At 70.2% G+C, this 15,434-nt stretch carries 13 protein-coding genes, 1 tRNA gene and 1 pseudogene; 4 read left to right on the forward strand and 11 right to left on the reverse strand.

Annotation, left to right across the window (positions count from 1 at the left end; genetic code table 11):
• Positions 1-10: 10 nt before the first annotated feature.
• Positions 11-1,036 carry a tryptophan--tRNA ligase gene (gene trpS / locus V6U86_RS12955; RefSeq protein WP_334502514.1) on the reverse strand — a complete coding sequence of 342 codons (1,026 nt, stop codon included), beginning with the start codon at positions 1,034-1,036 and terminating at the stop codon, positions 11-13.
• 228 nt (positions 1,037-1,264) lie between these two features.
• A pseudogene (locus tag V6U86_RS12960) lies at positions 1,265-2,233 on the reverse strand (hemolysin family protein); the annotation flags it as partial.
• A gap of 196 nt (positions 2,234-2,429) precedes the next feature.
• Between V6U86_RS12960 and galE the strand changes: the two are divergent.
• Both galE and galK read left to right on the forward strand, forming a co-directional pair.
• On the forward strand, positions 2,430-3,413 hold the full coding sequence (galE, locus tag V6U86_RS12965; RefSeq protein ID WP_442934931.1) for a UDP-glucose 4-epimerase GalE: 984 nt from the start codon (positions 2,430-2,432) through the stop codon (positions 3,411-3,413).
• A complete protein-coding gene (galK, locus tag V6U86_RS12970; protein WP_334502516.1) occupies positions 3,410-4,579 on the forward strand; it encodes a galactokinase in 1,170 nt (389 codons plus the stop codon). The genes galE and galK overlap by 4 nt, the downstream gene beginning before the upstream one ends.
• A gap of 270 nt (positions 4,580-4,849) precedes the next feature.
• On the opposite strand, the gene V6U86_RS12975 is transcribed toward galK, so the two are convergent.
• From V6U86_RS12975 to V6U86_RS13010, 8 genes are all read right to left on the reverse strand, one after another.
• Positions 4,850-6,178: a sulfate adenylyltransferase subunit 1 gene (locus V6U86_RS12975; RefSeq protein WP_334502519.1), complete on the reverse strand. Its 1,329-nt coding sequence runs from the start codon at positions 6,176-6,178 to the stop codon at positions 4,850-4,852.
• Entirely contained in the window at positions 6,178-7,089 is a 912-nt protein-coding gene (gene cysD, locus V6U86_RS12980; protein ID WP_334502521.1) for a sulfate adenylyltransferase subunit CysD, read from the reverse strand. Before cysD ends, V6U86_RS12975 begins: the two co-directional genes overlap by 1 nt.
• 75 nt (positions 7,090-7,164) lie before the next feature.
• A complete protein-coding gene (locus V6U86_RS12985; protein ID WP_334502524.1) occupies positions 7,165-7,995 on the reverse strand; it encodes an inositol monophosphatase family protein in 831 nt (276 codons plus the stop codon).
• 131 nt (positions 7,996-8,126) lie between these two features.
• Positions 8,127-8,717, reverse strand: a complete 591-nt coding sequence (gene pth, locus V6U86_RS12990; protein ID WP_334502526.1) for an aminoacyl-tRNA hydrolase — start codon at positions 8,715-8,717, stop codon at positions 8,127-8,129.
• A gap of 94 nt (positions 8,718-8,811) precedes the next feature.
• Positions 8,812-9,510: a 50S ribosomal protein L25/general stress protein Ctc gene (locus V6U86_RS12995; protein ID WP_334502529.1), complete on the reverse strand. Its 699-nt coding sequence runs from the start codon at positions 9,508-9,510 to the stop codon at positions 8,812-8,814.
• Positions 9,511-9,843: 333 nt separating this feature from the next.
• The gene (locus V6U86_RS13000) at positions 9,844-10,824 is read right to left on the reverse strand and encodes a ribose-phosphate diphosphokinase (protein ID WP_030329105.1); all 981 of its coding nucleotides are present in this window, start codon (positions 10,822-10,824) and stop codon (positions 9,844-9,846) included.
• Between the two features lie 58 nt (positions 10,825-10,882).
• The gene (gene glmU, locus V6U86_RS13005) at positions 10,883-12,418 is read right to left on the reverse strand and encodes a bifunctional UDP-N-acetylglucosamine diphosphorylase/glucosamine-1-phosphate N-acetyltransferase GlmU (RefSeq protein ID WP_442934932.1); all 1,536 of its coding nucleotides are present in this window, start codon (positions 12,416-12,418) and stop codon (positions 10,883-10,885) included.
• A 110-nt stretch (positions 12,419-12,528) separates the two neighbouring features.
• Positions 12,529-12,600 (reverse strand) — tRNA-Gln (locus V6U86_RS13010).
• A gap of 313 nt (positions 12,601-12,913) precedes the next feature.
• Here V6U86_RS13010 and V6U86_RS13015 point away from each other — a divergent pair.
• A complete protein-coding gene (locus tag V6U86_RS13015) occupies positions 12,914-13,879 on the forward strand; it encodes an acyl-CoA desaturase (protein WP_334502534.1) in 966 nt (321 codons plus the stop codon).
• A gap of 225 nt (positions 13,880-14,104) precedes the next feature.
• A complete protein-coding gene (locus tag V6U86_RS13020; protein WP_334502536.1) occupies positions 14,105-14,803 on the forward strand; it encodes a TetR/AcrR family transcriptional regulator in 699 nt (232 codons plus the stop codon).
• Between the two features lie 6 nt (positions 14,804-14,809).
• Here V6U86_RS13020 and V6U86_RS13025 read toward each other — a convergent pair whose 3' ends face one another.
• Positions 14,810-15,286: a DUF4383 domain-containing protein gene (locus tag V6U86_RS13025; RefSeq protein WP_334502538.1), complete on the reverse strand. Its 477-nt coding sequence runs from the start codon at positions 15,284-15,286 to the stop codon at positions 14,810-14,812.
• Between the last annotated feature and the right edge of the window lie 148 nt (positions 15,287-15,434).

The following is a 15,434-nucleotide window of genomic DNA, read 5'->3' on the forward strand; positions in this document are numbered from 1 at the left end:
TACCGCGGACCTACTCGCCGCGCACGGGCGGGAAGAACCCGACCCGCTCGTACGCCGACCGCAGGGTCGTCGCGGCCACCGCACGGGCCTTCTCCGCGCCGGCCGCGAGCAGCTTGTCCAGCTGCGCCGGATCGTCGAGGTAGGTGCGGGTGCGCTCCTGGATCGGGCGGACGAAGTCCGTCACCACCTCGGCCAGCTCCTTCTTCAGATCGCCGTAGCCGCGGCCGGCGAACGCGGCAACCAACTCGTCGATGCTGCGACCACTGAGCGCCGAGTGGATGGTCAACAGGTTGGACACACCGGGCTTGGTCTCGGCGTCGAAGACGATCTCCCGACCGGTGTCGGTCACCGCCGAACGGATCTTCTTCGCGGACCGGGCCGGATCTTCGAGCAGGTCGATGATGCCGGCCGGCGAGGACGACGACTTCGACATCTTCGCGGTCGGGTCCTGCAAATCGGTGATCTTGGCGGTGTCCTTGACGATGTGCGGCGCGGGCACCGTGAACGTCGCGCCGAACAGCGAGTTGAACCGCTGGGCCAGATCCCGGGAAAGCTCCAGGTGCTGGCGCTGGTCCTCGCCGACCGGCACCGCGTTGGCCTGGTAGAGCAGGATGTCGGCGGCCTGGAGGATCGGGTAGGTGAACAGCCCGACGCTGGCCCGCTCGTTGCCCTGCTTCTGTGACTTGTCCTTGAACTGGGTCATCCGGCTGGCTTCGCCGAAGCCGGTGATGCACCCGAGCACCCAGGCCAACTGCGGGTGCTCGGGCACCTGCGACTGGACGAACAGGGTGCTGCGTTCCGGGTCGAGCCCGACCGCGAAGAGCTGGGCCGCGGCCACCCGGGTCCGCTGGCGCAGCAGCGCCGGGTCGTGCCCCGCGGTGATGGCGTGCAGGTCCACGACGCAGTAGAAGGCGTCGTGCGTGTCCTGTAGTGCCACCCAGTGCCGCACCGCGCCCAGATAATTGCCGAGATGGAACGAGTCGGCTGTCGGCTGGATGCCGGAGAAGACGCGGGGCCGGGCGGGAACGTCGGACATGGCGATAATTCTGTCAGCAAGCAAGCCGGTCCGTCATGACGGGCCGGCGGGTCGGCTCCGGCCCGCCGGTGCCGGGGTGCTGACCTCGCGTGGTTCGCCCGCGCCGACCCGGCGCGTCGGCCCGACCGCGACCCGGCGATGCTGCCCCGCCACCGTCTCCCCGGCCTGCCCCGGGCCGCCCGCCAGGGCCGCTGCGGCGTCGTATTCGCGACGCTGCTGGGTGCGCTGTTCGCGGCGCTGCTCGGTGCGCGCCGCGACGGCGAGTTGGGCCACCCGACGGCCGTCCAACGTGAGCACCCGCAGCAGCCAGCCGGCCGGCAGCTCGGCCTGATCGGGCCCGCCGACGTCGGCGGGCTCAGCGGGCACCGACACCTCGTCGCCGGTCACCGGAAGCCGGCCCAGCGCGGCCATGACGAACCCGCCAACCGTCTCGTACGGGCCGGCGGGTAGCGCCACCCCGGTCCGTTCGGCGAAGTCAGCGAGGTTGAGGCGACCGTCCACAACCGCGGGCAGGCCGGCGTGCACCGGGTCCGGGGTGGCGTCGTACTCGTCGTGGATCTCACCGACCAGCTCCTCGATGAGGTCCTCCAGGGTGACGATCCCGGCCGTGCCGCCGTACTCGTCGACCACCACCGCGAGATGCTGGCCCTCCCGGCGCATCTCGGTCAACGCGGCGAGCACCCGTTTGCTGCCGGGGAGCCGCTTCACCTCCCGGGCCAACTCACCGACGGTGACGCACGGGTCGGCGTCCGGGCGCAGCAGTACGTCCCGGAGGTGCACGAAGCCGACCACGTCGTCGTGGGTGCCGTCGGTGACCGGGTAGCGGGTGTGTGTTTCGGCGCGGACCAGTCGGGCGGCTTCGGCGATGGTCAGCCGCGCCGGCAGGAAGACCACCTCGGTACGGGGCATCATCACCTCGCGGATCAGACTGGCACCGGCCACCAGGACCTCGTCGATGATCCGCCGCTCGTCGGGGTCGAGCACCGTGTTCGCCGCGACCAGGTCCCGCAGATCGGCCTCCGAGATGCGCTCCCGGCCGGCCGTCGGACCGGTCCCCAACAGATCGGTGACGAGCCGGGTGGCACCGTCCGCGGCGCGGACCAGCACCCGGGCGACGGCTCGGGCGAGCGGACCGGGGTCGCGGCGGGGGTGTGCCCGCGCGCGTCGCCGGAGCCCGGTACGGGCCACTTCCCGCATGACAGAGATGGTAGACACCGAGGGCCCGCCGCACCGGTCATCACGCGGAGCGCACCAACAGATGTTCGGCTCTGTTTAATCGTGAAAGATTATGATGGAATGGGGTTGCCGGTGGTGTCGGCGAGGATGCCGACCACCGCCCTAGTGTGATCACCCAAAGGGCCACGCCCGGGCGGGCCAGGCAGGAGGCAACGACGTGAAACTGCTCGTCACCGGGGGCGCCGGCTTCATCGGGAGCGTGGTGACCCGGATGCTGCTCGACGCGGGCCACCAGGTGGTCATCCTGGACGACCTACGCACCGGCCACCGCGAGGCCCTCGCCCCGGACGCCACCCACGTCGAGGCGTCCATCCACGACGCCGCCCGCGTCATCACCGCGGACGCCGGGTTCGACGGGGTGCTGCACTTCGCCGCCCTGATCGCCGCCGGTGAGTCGATGGTCAAGCCGGAGCTGTACTGGCAGAACAACACCGTCGGCACGCTCGCCCTGATCGACGCGGTCCGGGCAGCAGGGGTCCCCCGGATGGTCTTCTCCTCCACCGCTGCGGTCTACGGCAATCCCACCGAGCTGCCCATCACCGAAAACGCGGTCAAGGCGCCCACCAACACGTACGGCGCCACCAAACTCGCCGTCGACATGGCACTCACCTCCGAGGCGATCGCGCACGGGCTGGCCGCCGTGTCGCTGCGCTACTTCAACGTGGCCGGCGCCCACCTCGACGGTGACGTCATGCTCGGCGAGCGGCACGACCCGGAGACGCATCTGATCCCGATCGCGCTGGACGTCGCCGCCGGCCGGCGGGAGAAACTCCAGCTCTTCGGGGACGACTACCCCACCGTCGACGGCACCTGCGTCCGCGACTACATCCACGTCGCCGACCTGGCCCGCGCGCATCTGCTGGCGCTGGACGCGGCCACCGCCGGGCAGCACAGGATCTACAACCTGGGCAACGGCAACGGCTTCACCAACCGCCAGGTCGTCGACGTGGTCCGCGAGGTCACCGGGCACCAACTGCCCGTCGAGGTCGCCCCGCGCCGCGAGGGCGACCCGGCCGAGTTGGTCGCGTCGTCCGCGCTGGCCCGCGACGAGCTGGGCTGGGTGCCGCAGAAGCCGACCCTGCACGACATGGTCGGGGACGCCTGGGCGTTCTACCGCACGCACATCCTGGGGCAGTCATGACCCGCCCGGCCGATGATGTCGCCGAGCGGGCAGCGGCCGGCTTCTCCGCGCAGTTCGGCGGCCAGGCGGCCGGCCGCTGGGCGGCCCCGGGTCGGGTCAACCTGATCGGCGAGCACACCGACTACAACGAAGGCTTCGTGCTGCCGTTCGCGCTGCCGATGCGCACCGTCGTCGCGGCCGACCGGCAGGACGGGGAGCACTGGACGGTCTGGTCCGAGCTCTCCGGTGAGACGATCACCTTCGGCGCGGACGACGTCGCCGAGCCGGGCCGGGTCACCGGCTGGGGCGCGTACGTCGCGGGTGTGGTCTGGGCACTGCGCGAGGCGGGTCATCAGGTGCCGGTCGCCCGACTGGCGATCGCCTCCGACGTGCCGCTGGGTTCCGGGCTCTCCTCCTCGGCCGCGCTGGAGTCAGCCGTGCTGGCTGCCCTGCTCGACCTCGGCGGGCTGGAGCTTGCCCCGGCACTGCAACCCCGGTTGGCGCAGCGGGCGGAGAACGTCTACGTGGGTGCGCCGACCGGCATCATGGACCAGTCGGCGTCGATCCGCTGCCGCGCTGGGTACGCCCTCTTCCTCGACTGCCGCGACGAGTCGATCGAGCACATCCCGTTCGACCTGGGCACGGCCGGGCTGGCCGTGTTGGTCATCGACAGCCGGGCGCCGCACCGCCACGCCGACGGGGAGTACGCGGCCCGCCGCCGCTCCTGCGAGGCCGGCGCCAAAGCCCTCGGCGTCGCCGCGCTGCGAGACGTGAGCATCAACCAGCTCGACGCCGCGTTGGCGCAGCTCGACGACGAGGAGACCCGGCGGCGGGTCCGGCACGTGGTGACCGAGGACCAGCGCGTGCTGGACGTGGTCGGGCTGCTCCGCGCTGCCCGGGTGCGCGACATCGGCCCGCTGCTGACGGCCTCCCACGTCTCGATGCGGGACGATTTCGAGATCACCGTGCCGGAGATCGACACGGCGGTCGAGGCGGCGTTGGCGGCCGGTGCGTTGGGTGCCCGGATGACCGGCGGCGGCTTCGGCGGATGCGTGCTCGCGCTGGTCGAGGCCGACCGGGCCGATGCCGTAGCCGCCGCCGTGACCCACGCGTACGCGGAGCGAGGTTTCACCGCCCCCACAACGGTGACCGTCCTCCCGGCCCCCGGCGCCACCCGCCTGGACTAACCCCCCCACCCCCCAGGTTGATCAAGAAGTTTGCGTCACTTTCAGCCCGCATCCTGACGCAAACTTCTTGATCACCGAGCGGGGCCGGGGGGCGGGGTGGGCCGGAGGGATCGAGATCGTGCTTGTTCAGGGAAGTAGTGGCCTCGCCCGCTGGGCGAGGCCACTACTTCATGGATCGAGCGCGATCATGGCGCGGGTGCGCGGGTGCGCGGGTGCGCGGGTGGGTGTTCGGGTCCCGTTGGTGGGGTGGGTGGGGTGGGTGGGGTGGGGTTAGGTGGCTTCGACGATCATGGCGGCGCCTACCGTACGGTTGGTCGCCTCGTCGATGATGACGAAGCCGCCGGTGGTGCGGTTGCGGCGGTACTCGTCGGCCAGCAACGGCACAGTGGTGCGCAGTCGCACCCGGCCGATCTCGTTGAGCCGCAGCTCGTCGGCCGACTCGTCGCGGTGCAGCGAGTTGATGTCCAGCCGGTAGTGCAGCCCGCGCACGATCGCCCGAGCCGACCGGGTGGTGTGCTTGATCGCGTACCGGCCGCCGACCCGCAGGGGGGCAGTCTCGTCCATCCAGCAGACCATGGCCTCGATGTCCTGGGCCACCGCCGGCGCGTTGTTCGGACGGCAGATCAGGTCGCCCCGGGAGATGTCGATCTCGTCGGCCAATCGTACCGTCACCGACATCGGCGGGAACGCCTCCGGGACCGGCCCGTCGGCGGTCTCCACGGCGGCGATCCGGCTGGTGAAGCCCGACGGCAGCACCATCACCTCGTCACCGGGCTTCAGCACGCCGGAGGCGACCTGACCGGCGTAGCCGCGGTAGTCGGTGACCGTGGTGGACTGCGGACGGATCACGTACTGCACCGGGAACCGGACGTCGACCAGGTTGCGGTCGCTCGCGATGTGCACCCGCTCCAGGTGGTGCAGCAGCGACGGGCCTTCGTACCAGGGCATGTTGTCCGACCGGCTGACGATGTTGTCGCCGCGCAACGCGGAGACCGGCACCACGGTCAGGTCCGGCACGTCGAGCTTCGCCGCGAACGCGGTGAACTCGTCGGCGATCCGCTCGTAGACCTCCTGCGACCAGTCGACCAGGTCCATCTTGTTGACACAGAGGACCAGGTGCGGCACCCGTAGCAGGGAGCAGAGAAACGCGTGCCGACGGGACTGCTCGACCAGGCCCTTGCGCGCGTCCACGAGGATCAACGCCAGGTCCGCTGTCGACGCTCCGGTGACCATGTTGCGGGTGTACTGGATGTGGCCGGGGGTGTCGGCGATGATGAACTTGCGCCGGGGGGTGGCGAAGTACCGGTACGCCACGTCGATGGTGATGCCCTGCTCCCGCTCGGCACGCAGGCCGTCGGTGAGCAACGCCAGGTTGGTGTATTCGTCACCCCGGGCGGCGCTGACCGCCTCCACGGCCGCCAACTGGTCGGTGAAGAGCGACTTGGTGTCGTAGAGCAGCCGACCGATCAGGGTCGACTTCCCGTCGTCCACGCTGCCGGCGGTGGCGAACCGCAGCAGGTCCATCGCCCGGGGCTCCGGCCCGGCCCCGGTGACAGCCGACGCGTCCGCGTTCGCGGAGGCCACGATCTCGGTGCTCATCAGAAGTAGCCCTCCCGCTTGCGGTCTTCCATGGCGGCCTCACTGACCCGGTCGTCACCACGGGTGGCGCCGCGCTCGGTGATCCGGGTGGCCGCCACCTCCTCGATGACCTTCTCCACGGTGTCCGCGTCGGAACGGACCGCGGCGGTGCAGGAGGCGTCGCCGACGGTGCGGTAGCGCACCTGCGCCTTGAACCGCTCCTCACCCGCGCGGGGGCGGAAGAACTCGTTGACGGCGTAGAACATGCCGTCCCGTTCGATCACCTCGCGCTCGTGCGCGTAGTAGATCGACGGCAGCGGGATGCGTTCCCTGGCGATGTAGTGCCAGACGTCCAGCTCGGTCCAGTTGGACAGCGGGAAGACCCGGATCGACTCGCCCGGGTGGTGCCGGCCGTTGTACAGCGACCACAGCTCCGGCCGCTGGTTCTTCGGGTCCCACTGACCGAACTCGTCGCGGAAGCTGAACACCCGCTCCTTCGCCCGGGCCTTCTCCTCGTCCCGGCGGGCGCCACCGAACAGCGCGTCGAAGCGGTGCTTCTCCACCGCCTCCAGCAGCACCGGCGTCTGGATCCTGTTGCGCATGCCGTCGGCGGACTCCCGGACCATGCCGCTGGCCAGGGCGTCCGGCACGCTCGCCACCACGAGCTGCAACCCCAACTCGGCGACGCGCTGGTCGCGGTATTCCAGAACCTCGGGGAAGTTGTGCCCGGTGTCGACGTGCATGACCGGGAAGGGGACGTTGGCCGGGGCGAACGCCTTCTGCGCCAGCCGCAGCATGACGATCGAGTCCTTGCCACCGGAGAAGAGCAGCACCGGGCGTTCCATCTCGGCGACGACCTCGCGCATCACGAAGATGCTCTCCGCTTCCAGCGCGTCCAGGTGGGAGACCTGGTAGGCCGCGGGGGTGGTCATGACACCGGCTCGATTCGCTCGCTCATCCGATTTCCAGACCTTTCCGGTCGGGCATGTCAAGAAAGTTCGCTCAGGCTACCCGGAATGTTTCTGCAGCGCTGCAAGCAACCGGGTGGCAAGATCCTTGCGACAGACCAGTAGGTCGGGCAGGCGCGGATCCGCCTCGTTGTATTTCAGCGCAGAACCGTCGATCCGGGAAGCGTGCAGTCCGGTGGCCGTCGCCACAGCGACCGGGGCCGCCGAGTCCCACTCGTACTGCCCACCTGCATGGATGTACGCGTCCACCTCGCCGGTGACCACGGCGGCGATTTTCGCTCCGGCCGAGCCCATCGGCACCAGGTGCGCCCCGACGTCCTCAGCCAGATCCGTCAGGAAGACCGGCGGCCGGCTCCGGCTCGCCGCCAGTCGGATCTTCCGCTCGCCGGCCGTCGCCGCCTCCACAGTCATCGGCGGGTACGCCGGCGGGTAGTCCGTGCCCAGCACCCGATGCTGCGCCGGCAGACCCACCGCCCCAGCGACCAGCCCGTGCGGACTCGGCGCGTTGCGCGCCCAGAGCGCCACGTGCACCGCCCAGTCCGAGCGGCCCTCCTCGGAGAACTCCCGGGTGCCGTCCAACGGGTCGACGATCCACACCCGATCCGCGTTCAACCGCGACACCGCTCCGGTGTTCACCTCTGCGGCCCAGGCCAACCGCGACCCCTCGTCCTCCTCGGAGAGCACGGCGTCACCCGGACGCCACTTCGCCAACTCCGTGCGGATCAGGTCGTGCGACACCTTGTCCCCGGCCGACTTCAGCGCGCCGGTGTCGGCGAAACCCATCTCCGCACGCAGGTCGAGCAGCGCCTGCCCGGCCCGGGACGCCAACCATCGGGCGAACGCGCCATCGATCATCGGAGGACTGCTCATCTGCCCGCTCCCGTCGCCTCACCGCGCTGCCCGCACGGGCCGATCCGCCGCGACTCGCGTCGCCGGTCGCGGCACGCCGAAAGGCGCAGACTACCGGCCCAGCGTTTCCGAGTCGGTACGCCCCGCCCGGCTCAGCTGCCGTGGTAGAGGTTCTGCGTCGGCTCCACGCCCTTGATGATCACCGACTCCACCACGTCCGCAGCCCGGTCCACCAGGAAATCCAGCTCCTTGCGCTCGGCCGCGCCAAAATCCGACAGCACATAATCCGCCGGATCCTGCCGCCCCGGCGGTCGGCCGACGCCGAACCGCACCCGGGCGTAGTCCTTCGTCCCCAACGACTTCGACATCGAGCGCAGGCCGTTGTGCCCGCCCTCGCCGCCGCCGAACTTGACCCGCACCTGGCCAAAACCGATGTCCAGTTCGTCGTGCACAGCGATCACCTGGGTCGTCGGCACCTTGTAGAACTGCGCCAGCGCCGCGACCGGCCCGCCGGAGAGGTTCATGTACGTCAGTGGCTTCACCAGCACCAGCTTCGGCCCACCGAACCCCAGTCGCGCCTCGGCCACCTCGGCCACCGCCCGCTTGTGTCGGCCGAAACGGGCGCCCACCCGCCCGGCCAGTAGGTCGGCCACCATGAAACCGACGTTGTGCCGGTTGCCGGCGTACTCCCGACCCGGGTTGCCCAGGCCGACCACCAGCCACGGCCCCGCCTCGTCCGTCACGACCCGTCCCTTCCGACGCCCATCTCACCGACTCCTGATACGCCGACAGGCGCCCCCGAACATCCGGGGACGCCTGTCGCACAGTACGAACCGATCAGGCCTCGGTGCGCGCCTCGGCCGTCTCGTCGCCCTCGGCGGCCGGGGCGGCGTCCGCGCCCTCGGAGCCCTCGGTGGTCTCGCCGACCTCGGCCTCGGCCTCGTCGGTCGCAACCTCGATCTCGGGCAGCGTCGCCTCGAGCTGCTCGGCGGTCGGGGCGGCGGTCACCGACGCGACGGTCAGCTCCGCGTCGACGGCCAGCTCGACGCCGGCCGGCAGCGTGACATCGCTGGCGGACACCTGGGTGCCCGCCTCCATGCCCTCGATCGACGCCTCGAGGTGGTCCGGCACCTTGGTGGCGTCCGCGGTCACCGAGAGGGTGTCGTGGTCGTGCACGATCAGGGTGTCCTTCGCGGCCTCGCCGGTCAGCTGGACCGGGACCTCGACGGTGACCTTCTCGCCCCGACGGACCAGGATCAGGTCGACGTGCTCGAAGGTGTCGCGGATCGGGTCACGCTGGATCGCCTTCGGCAGCGCCAGCACCTGGGTGCCGTCGGTGATGTCGATCGCGAAGAGCTGGTTGGCGCCGCCCTTACGGATCGCGGCGGCGAACTCCCGCGACGGCAGCGCGATGTGCTTGGGCTTCTCGCCGTGGCCGTACAGCACGGCGGGCACCTTGCCGGCCCGGCGGGTACGGCGGGCACCACCCTTGCCGAACTCGGTACGGGGCTCGGCGCTGATCTTTACCTCGGACACGGGGAAACTCCTGATGCTTTTCGCTGCGGCGGCTTGTCGTCTGGCGGTGCTGGGGCGAGGGGCTCGCTGGGGCTCATGCGTCATGAACGACTGCCCGGAGCACCGCGTCGATGACGGTGCCTCCGTGCGGCGCTTTTCAGCGGCCCGCCGGGCACCCTCGCCGTGGCAACCGCACCAGTCTACCCGAGCTGTTTCCAGGGTTTCCGGCAGTCCCCGATCACAGCCCACGACCGGCGCGCCGGTGGTGCTCCCACCAGCGCGCCAGCCCCTTTTCCGCCAGTTTGCCAGCCCCGCCCCCGCCAGCGTGTCAAGTGGCGGAAACGGGGCTCAGGCTCAGCTCAGGCCACCGAACAGGGTGGTCACCGAGCCGTCGTCGAAGACCTCCCGGATCGCCCGCGCCAGCAGCGGCGCGATCGACAACACGGTGAGCTTGTCCAACTGCTTCTCGGGCGGGAGCGGCAGCGTGTTCGTCACCACGATCTCGCTGATCGAGCTGTTCTTCAGCCGCTCGGTGGCCGGGTCGGACAGCAGCGCGTGGGTGGACGCGACCACGATCTCCGCCGCGCCCGACTCCTTGAGGATGTCGGCCGCCTTGGCGATCGTGCCGCCGGTGTCGATCATGTCGTCGACGATCAGGCAGACCCGGCCCTCGACCTCACCGACCACCCGGTTCGCCACGACCTGGTTCGGCTTCATCGGGTCGCGGGTCTTGTGGATGAACGCCAGCGGGCAACCGCCCAGCCGGTCGGTCCACCGCTCGGCCACCCGCACCCGGCCCGAATCCGGTGCGACCACGGTCATCGGCCGGCCCGCGTACTTGTGCTCCACGTACTCGGCCAGGATGTCCATCGCGAAGAGGTGGTCCACCGGCCCGTCGAAGAAGCCCTGGATCTGCGCGGTGTGCAGGTCGACGGTGAGGATGCGGTTGGCACCGGCGGTCTTCAGCAGGTCCGCCACCAGACGGGCCGAGATCGGCTCCCGACCGCGGTGCTTCTTGTCCTGGCGGGCGTACGGGTAGAACGGCAGCACCACGGTGATCCGCTTGGCCGACCCCCGCTTCAGCGCGTCGACCATGATCAGGGTTTCCATGACCCAGGTGTTCACCCCGTGCGTGACGGACTGCACCACGAAGGCGTCCGAACCACGCACCGAATCCTTGAAACGTACGAAGATCTCGCCGTTGGCGAACTCGTAGGCGTCGGCCGGGGTCGGCGCGACGCCGAGCACCTCGCCGATCTCCTTGGCCAACTCCGGAAAGCCACGTCCGGAAAAGAGCATCAGGCTTTTGCGGTTTTCGGCGACGATGCTGCCCATGGGCCCGTCTGCTCCCGTTTTGTCGGCGGTACCCGACCCGGTGGTGGTGGGTCAGGGACTATTCGGTTGCAGTATCTCCCGGGCCGGATGCGCCGCCCACCGTCTTGGCTCCCCCGTGCATTGCCTCACTGTCGCTTGCGGCACCGGCCACACCCGACGCACCCTCGGCGGCGCGTTGCGCCCGCTCGGCCGCCGCCGCGGAGACCGTGCCGGGGCGCTTGCGCTGCACCCAGCCCTCAATGTTGCGCTGCGGCGCCCGGGTGACCCCGAGCGCGCCCGGCGGCACGTCCTGGGCGATGGCGCTGCCCGCCGCCACGTAGGCGCCGGCACCCACCTCGACCGGCGCGATCAAGCTCGTGTCGCAGCCGACGAAGGCACCCTCACCCACGACCGTGCGGTGCTTGTTCACCCCGTCGTAGTTCACGAAGATCGTCGCCGCGCCGATGTTGGCCTTCGCGCCGATCGTCGCGTCACCCACGTAGCTGAGGTGCGGAACCTTCGCGCCCGGGCCGATCTCGGTGTTCTTCACCTCGACGAACGTGCCGACCTTCGCCTTCTCGGCCAGCCGGGCGGCCGGCCGCAGGTACGCGTACGGCCCGACGGTTGCGCCCGCGCCCACCTCGGCGCCGTCGGCGTGGCTGCGGATCACCGAGGCGGCCGGGCCGACGACCGTGTCGATCAGAGTGACGTCCGGCCCGATCAGCGCGCCGGCGCCGACCACGGTGCTGCCGCGCAACTGGGTGTTCTGGTCGACGACCGCGTCCCGGTCCAGCGCAACGGTCACGTCGATCCAGGTGGTGACGGGGTCGAGCAGGCTCACGCCGGTGCGCATCCACGCCTCGTTGATCCGGTCGCGCAGGAGCCGGCGCAGTGCCGCCAGCTCCACCCGGTCGTTGCAGCCCAACGTCTCGACGTGGTCCACGGCGACGTGCACCGCCACCGGCTCACCGGCCGAGCGGAGCAGGCCGAAGACGTCGGTCAGGTACTCCTCGCCCTGGTCGTTGTCCGTGGAGAGCTTGCCCAGCGCCTCACGCAGCCGCACCGCGTCGAACGCGTAGATGCCGGCGTTGATCTCCCGAATCGCGCGCTGCGCCGGGTCGGCGTCACGTTCCTCGACGATCTGTTCCAGGTTGCCGTCGGCATCCCGGACGATCCGGCCGAGGCCGGTCGGGTCGGGCACCTCGGCGGCCAGCACGGTGGCCGCAGCGGCGGCCTCCTCGTGGGCGGTCACCAGCGCGCCCACCGTCTCGGGTCGCAGCAGCGGCACGTCCCCGTTGATCACCACGACCGTGCCGGCACCGTCCGGTACGGCGTCCAGCGCGATGCGCACGGCGTGCCCGGTCCCGAGCTGCTCGGCCTGGAGCACCGGCGCGGCGTCCGGGGCGATCTCGGACAGGTGCGCCCGGACCTGGTCGGCGCCGTGCCCCACAACGACGACGGTGCGGTCCGCGCCCAGCGGGGCGGCGGCGCTCAGCACGTGGCCGAGGAGCGTCCGACCGAGCAGGGGGTGCAGCACCTTGGGAAGTGTCGACTTCATCCGCTTGCCCTCACCGGCGGCGAGTACGACGACGGTACGGAGGTGGGGCTGGGGCACGATGTGGCTCCCGTCGGGACGGCGGACACTCTCGCGGCCATGCTAGCCGCGCGGCCCGGCACGTTCCCCTCTTACCCCCACCGGGCCCCAAAACGGACCTAGGTGAGCAGCTCGGCCGCCAGGGTTCGAACCTGAAATACGGGTACCAAAGACCCGGGTGTTGCCAATTACACCACGGCCGATCAGCGACGCGAGCACGTCGCTTGTGGGATGGACATCCCGCCGCTACACCTTAGCGCCCCGGGCGCCGGGCGCCATCGCTCATCCCGTCGCACGGCGAGCGATCGACGCCGCCGATGTCCGGGGGGTGGCCGACCCGCACCCGGGCCGCCCGTTTCCCGCAGCGGTCAGGCTCTCGCTGTGGTGCCTGCTGACCTGCGGATTTGAGCAGTCACGCGAAGGCGATTCGAAAGTTCCCCGTGCGATCTACGGTGCCGTAAGTTACGGTGACGTAGGCGTAGCTTCGTGATCGTTACCATCCCCCTGCGAGGTCCCATGTCCACTGCTCTACTCGATCCCAACACCGCCGGACCCGGCCCCAAACCACTCACCGACGGCAGCCAGTCCCCCGGCATCCTGGCCGCCCTCTGGGCATTCGTGGTGATCCCCTTCGTCGCCCTACTGGTCGCCGTGCCGGTGGCCTGGGGCGGCTGGCTGGGCTGGACCGACGTGATCATCGGCCTGGTCTGGTACGTCGTCTCCGGGCTCGGCATCACCGTCGGCTTCCACCGCTACTTCACCCACGGCTCGTTCAAGGCCAAGCGGTGGCTGCGGGTGACTCTGGCCGTCGCGGGTTCGCTGGCGGTGCAGGGCGAGATCATTCAGTGGGTCGCCGACCACCGTCGGCACCACGCCTTCTCCGACCTGGAGGGTGACCCGCACTCGCCGTGGCGCTTCGGCACCAGCTTCTGGGCGTTGACCCGAGGCCTGTTCCACGCACACGTGGGCTGGCTGTTCCGCCGGGAGCTGTCCAACCGGGAGCGTTTCGCACCGGACCTCATCGCCGACCGGGACATCAGCCGGGTCGATCGGCTCTTCCCCGCGCTGGTGGCCATCTCGCTCCTCGGCCCAGCACTGATCGGCGGCCTGGTGACCTGGTCCTGGCAGGGTGCGCTGACCGCGTTCTTCTGGGCCGGACTGGTCCGGATCGGCCTCCTGCACCACGTCACCTGGGCGATCAACTCGGTGTGCCACGTCTACGGCGAGCGTCCGTTCGCGATGCGCCAGGGCGACCGCGCTTCGAACTTCTGGCCGCTGGCGATCCTGTCGTTCGGCGAGAGCTGGCACAACCTGCACCACGCCGACCCGACCAGCGCCCGGCACGGCGTACTGCGTGGTCAGGTGGACATCTCCGCCCGCGTGATCTGGTTGTTCGAGAAGGTCGGCGCGGCAACGCAGGTGCGCTGGCCAAAGCCGGAGCGCCTCGCCGCAAAGCTCGTGAAGCCGGTCGCACCGCGCTGAAACCGGGCGGTACACGGGGAGGCCGCCTGGCAGGATGGCCGGATGACCGAGCCAGGCCGGGGGGACCGGACGGCTCGGCAGGCGAGGTGCCGGGCCCGATCCGGGTACGGTCGAACGGCGCGGCAGGGTGGTCGGACCGCCCGCCAGTGAGGCGACGACGTGAACGGGCACAGCGGAGGAACCATCCCACGGCAGGGCGTCACCGAGCGCCAGCAAGGCGGCGACATGCCTGAGGTCAGCGGCGACGCGGGGGCCGTCGTCGGCGGCCGACGGGCGACACCGACGGCGGCACCGAAAGCCAAAGCCCCGTCCCGGGTCCGCATGTCGGCGGCCCAACGACGGGAGCAGTTGATCGCGACCGGCCGGCAGCTCTTCGCCGAGCGTGGTTTCGACGCCACCTCCATCGAGGAGGTGGCGGCCCGCGCCAAGGTCTCCAAGCCGGTGGTGTACGAGCACTTCGGAGGCAAGGAAGGGCTCTACGCGGTGGTGGTGGACCGGGAGGTCCGGGCCCTGTTGGACCGGATCACCACGGCGTTGACCGCCGGGCATCCGCGGGAGTTGCTGGAACAGGCGGCGCTGGCCCTGCTGGGCTACATCGAGGAGGAGACCAGCGGTTTCCGGGTGCTGGTCCGCGAGTCGCCGCTGATGTCCGGCACGGCCACCTTCAGCAGCGTCATGAACGACGTGGCGCACCAGGTCGAGCACATCCTGGGTGCCGAGTTCAAGAGCCGCGGGTACGACCCGAAGCTCGCCGAGCTGTACTCGCAGGCGCTGGTCGGCATGGTGGCGCTGACCGGCCGCTGGTGGTTGGAGGTGCGCAAGCCGCGCAAGGAGACGGTGGCGGCGCACCTCGTCAACCTGGCCTGGAACGGGTTGTCGCACCTGGAGGCGAAGCCGACGCTGATCACCGCACGGCGCCACTGACCCCGATCAGCGGCGGTGCGCGTCGGCCACCGGGTGCTTGCGGTGCTCCAACTCCGCCTCGGCGGATTCCGGTGGGCCGACCTTGTCGTACAAACCGGTGCCGAGCAGGATCAGGCCGAACAGCATCGACACGACAACTGTCGACATCGAGAAGTTGAGGAAGTTCGCCCGGGTCTGCAGCACCGACATCATCAGGATGCTGGTCACCAGGAACACCACCCCGGCGGTGAGGTTCATGTAGTGGCCGAGGTTGGTGCGCCGCGAGGCCCCGATGATCAGGAAGACCCCGAAGATCACCGAGGCCAGCGAGAAGGCCAGGTTGGTCCGGAGCCCGAGCGCCCAGGTGCTGTTGCGGGCAAAGAGTGGATCACCGATCGTCTCGGCGACGCCCCAGACGCCGAAGACCAGGATGTAGACGCCGATCAGCCCGGAGAGGACCCGGTAGAGCGGCCGTGCCGGATGGTTCACCGGAAAATGCGGCATACCCCTGACCTCCTGATCTGACCGTTTCAGGGGAATTGTCGCCCAGCCGAGACCCAACTGTCCGAAGAACCACAAAGCCGAAGAGGTCCGCCAAAGGCTGGACAGGGTCAGGTTTTCGCCGGAGCCCGAGCTGCGCAGGGATCAAGCC

It is taken from the genome of Micromonospora sp. CPCC 205558 (genome assembly GCF_036902955.1).
Classification (GTDB): domain Bacteria; phylum Actinomycetota; class Actinomycetes; order Mycobacteriales; family Micromonosporaceae; genus Micromonospora.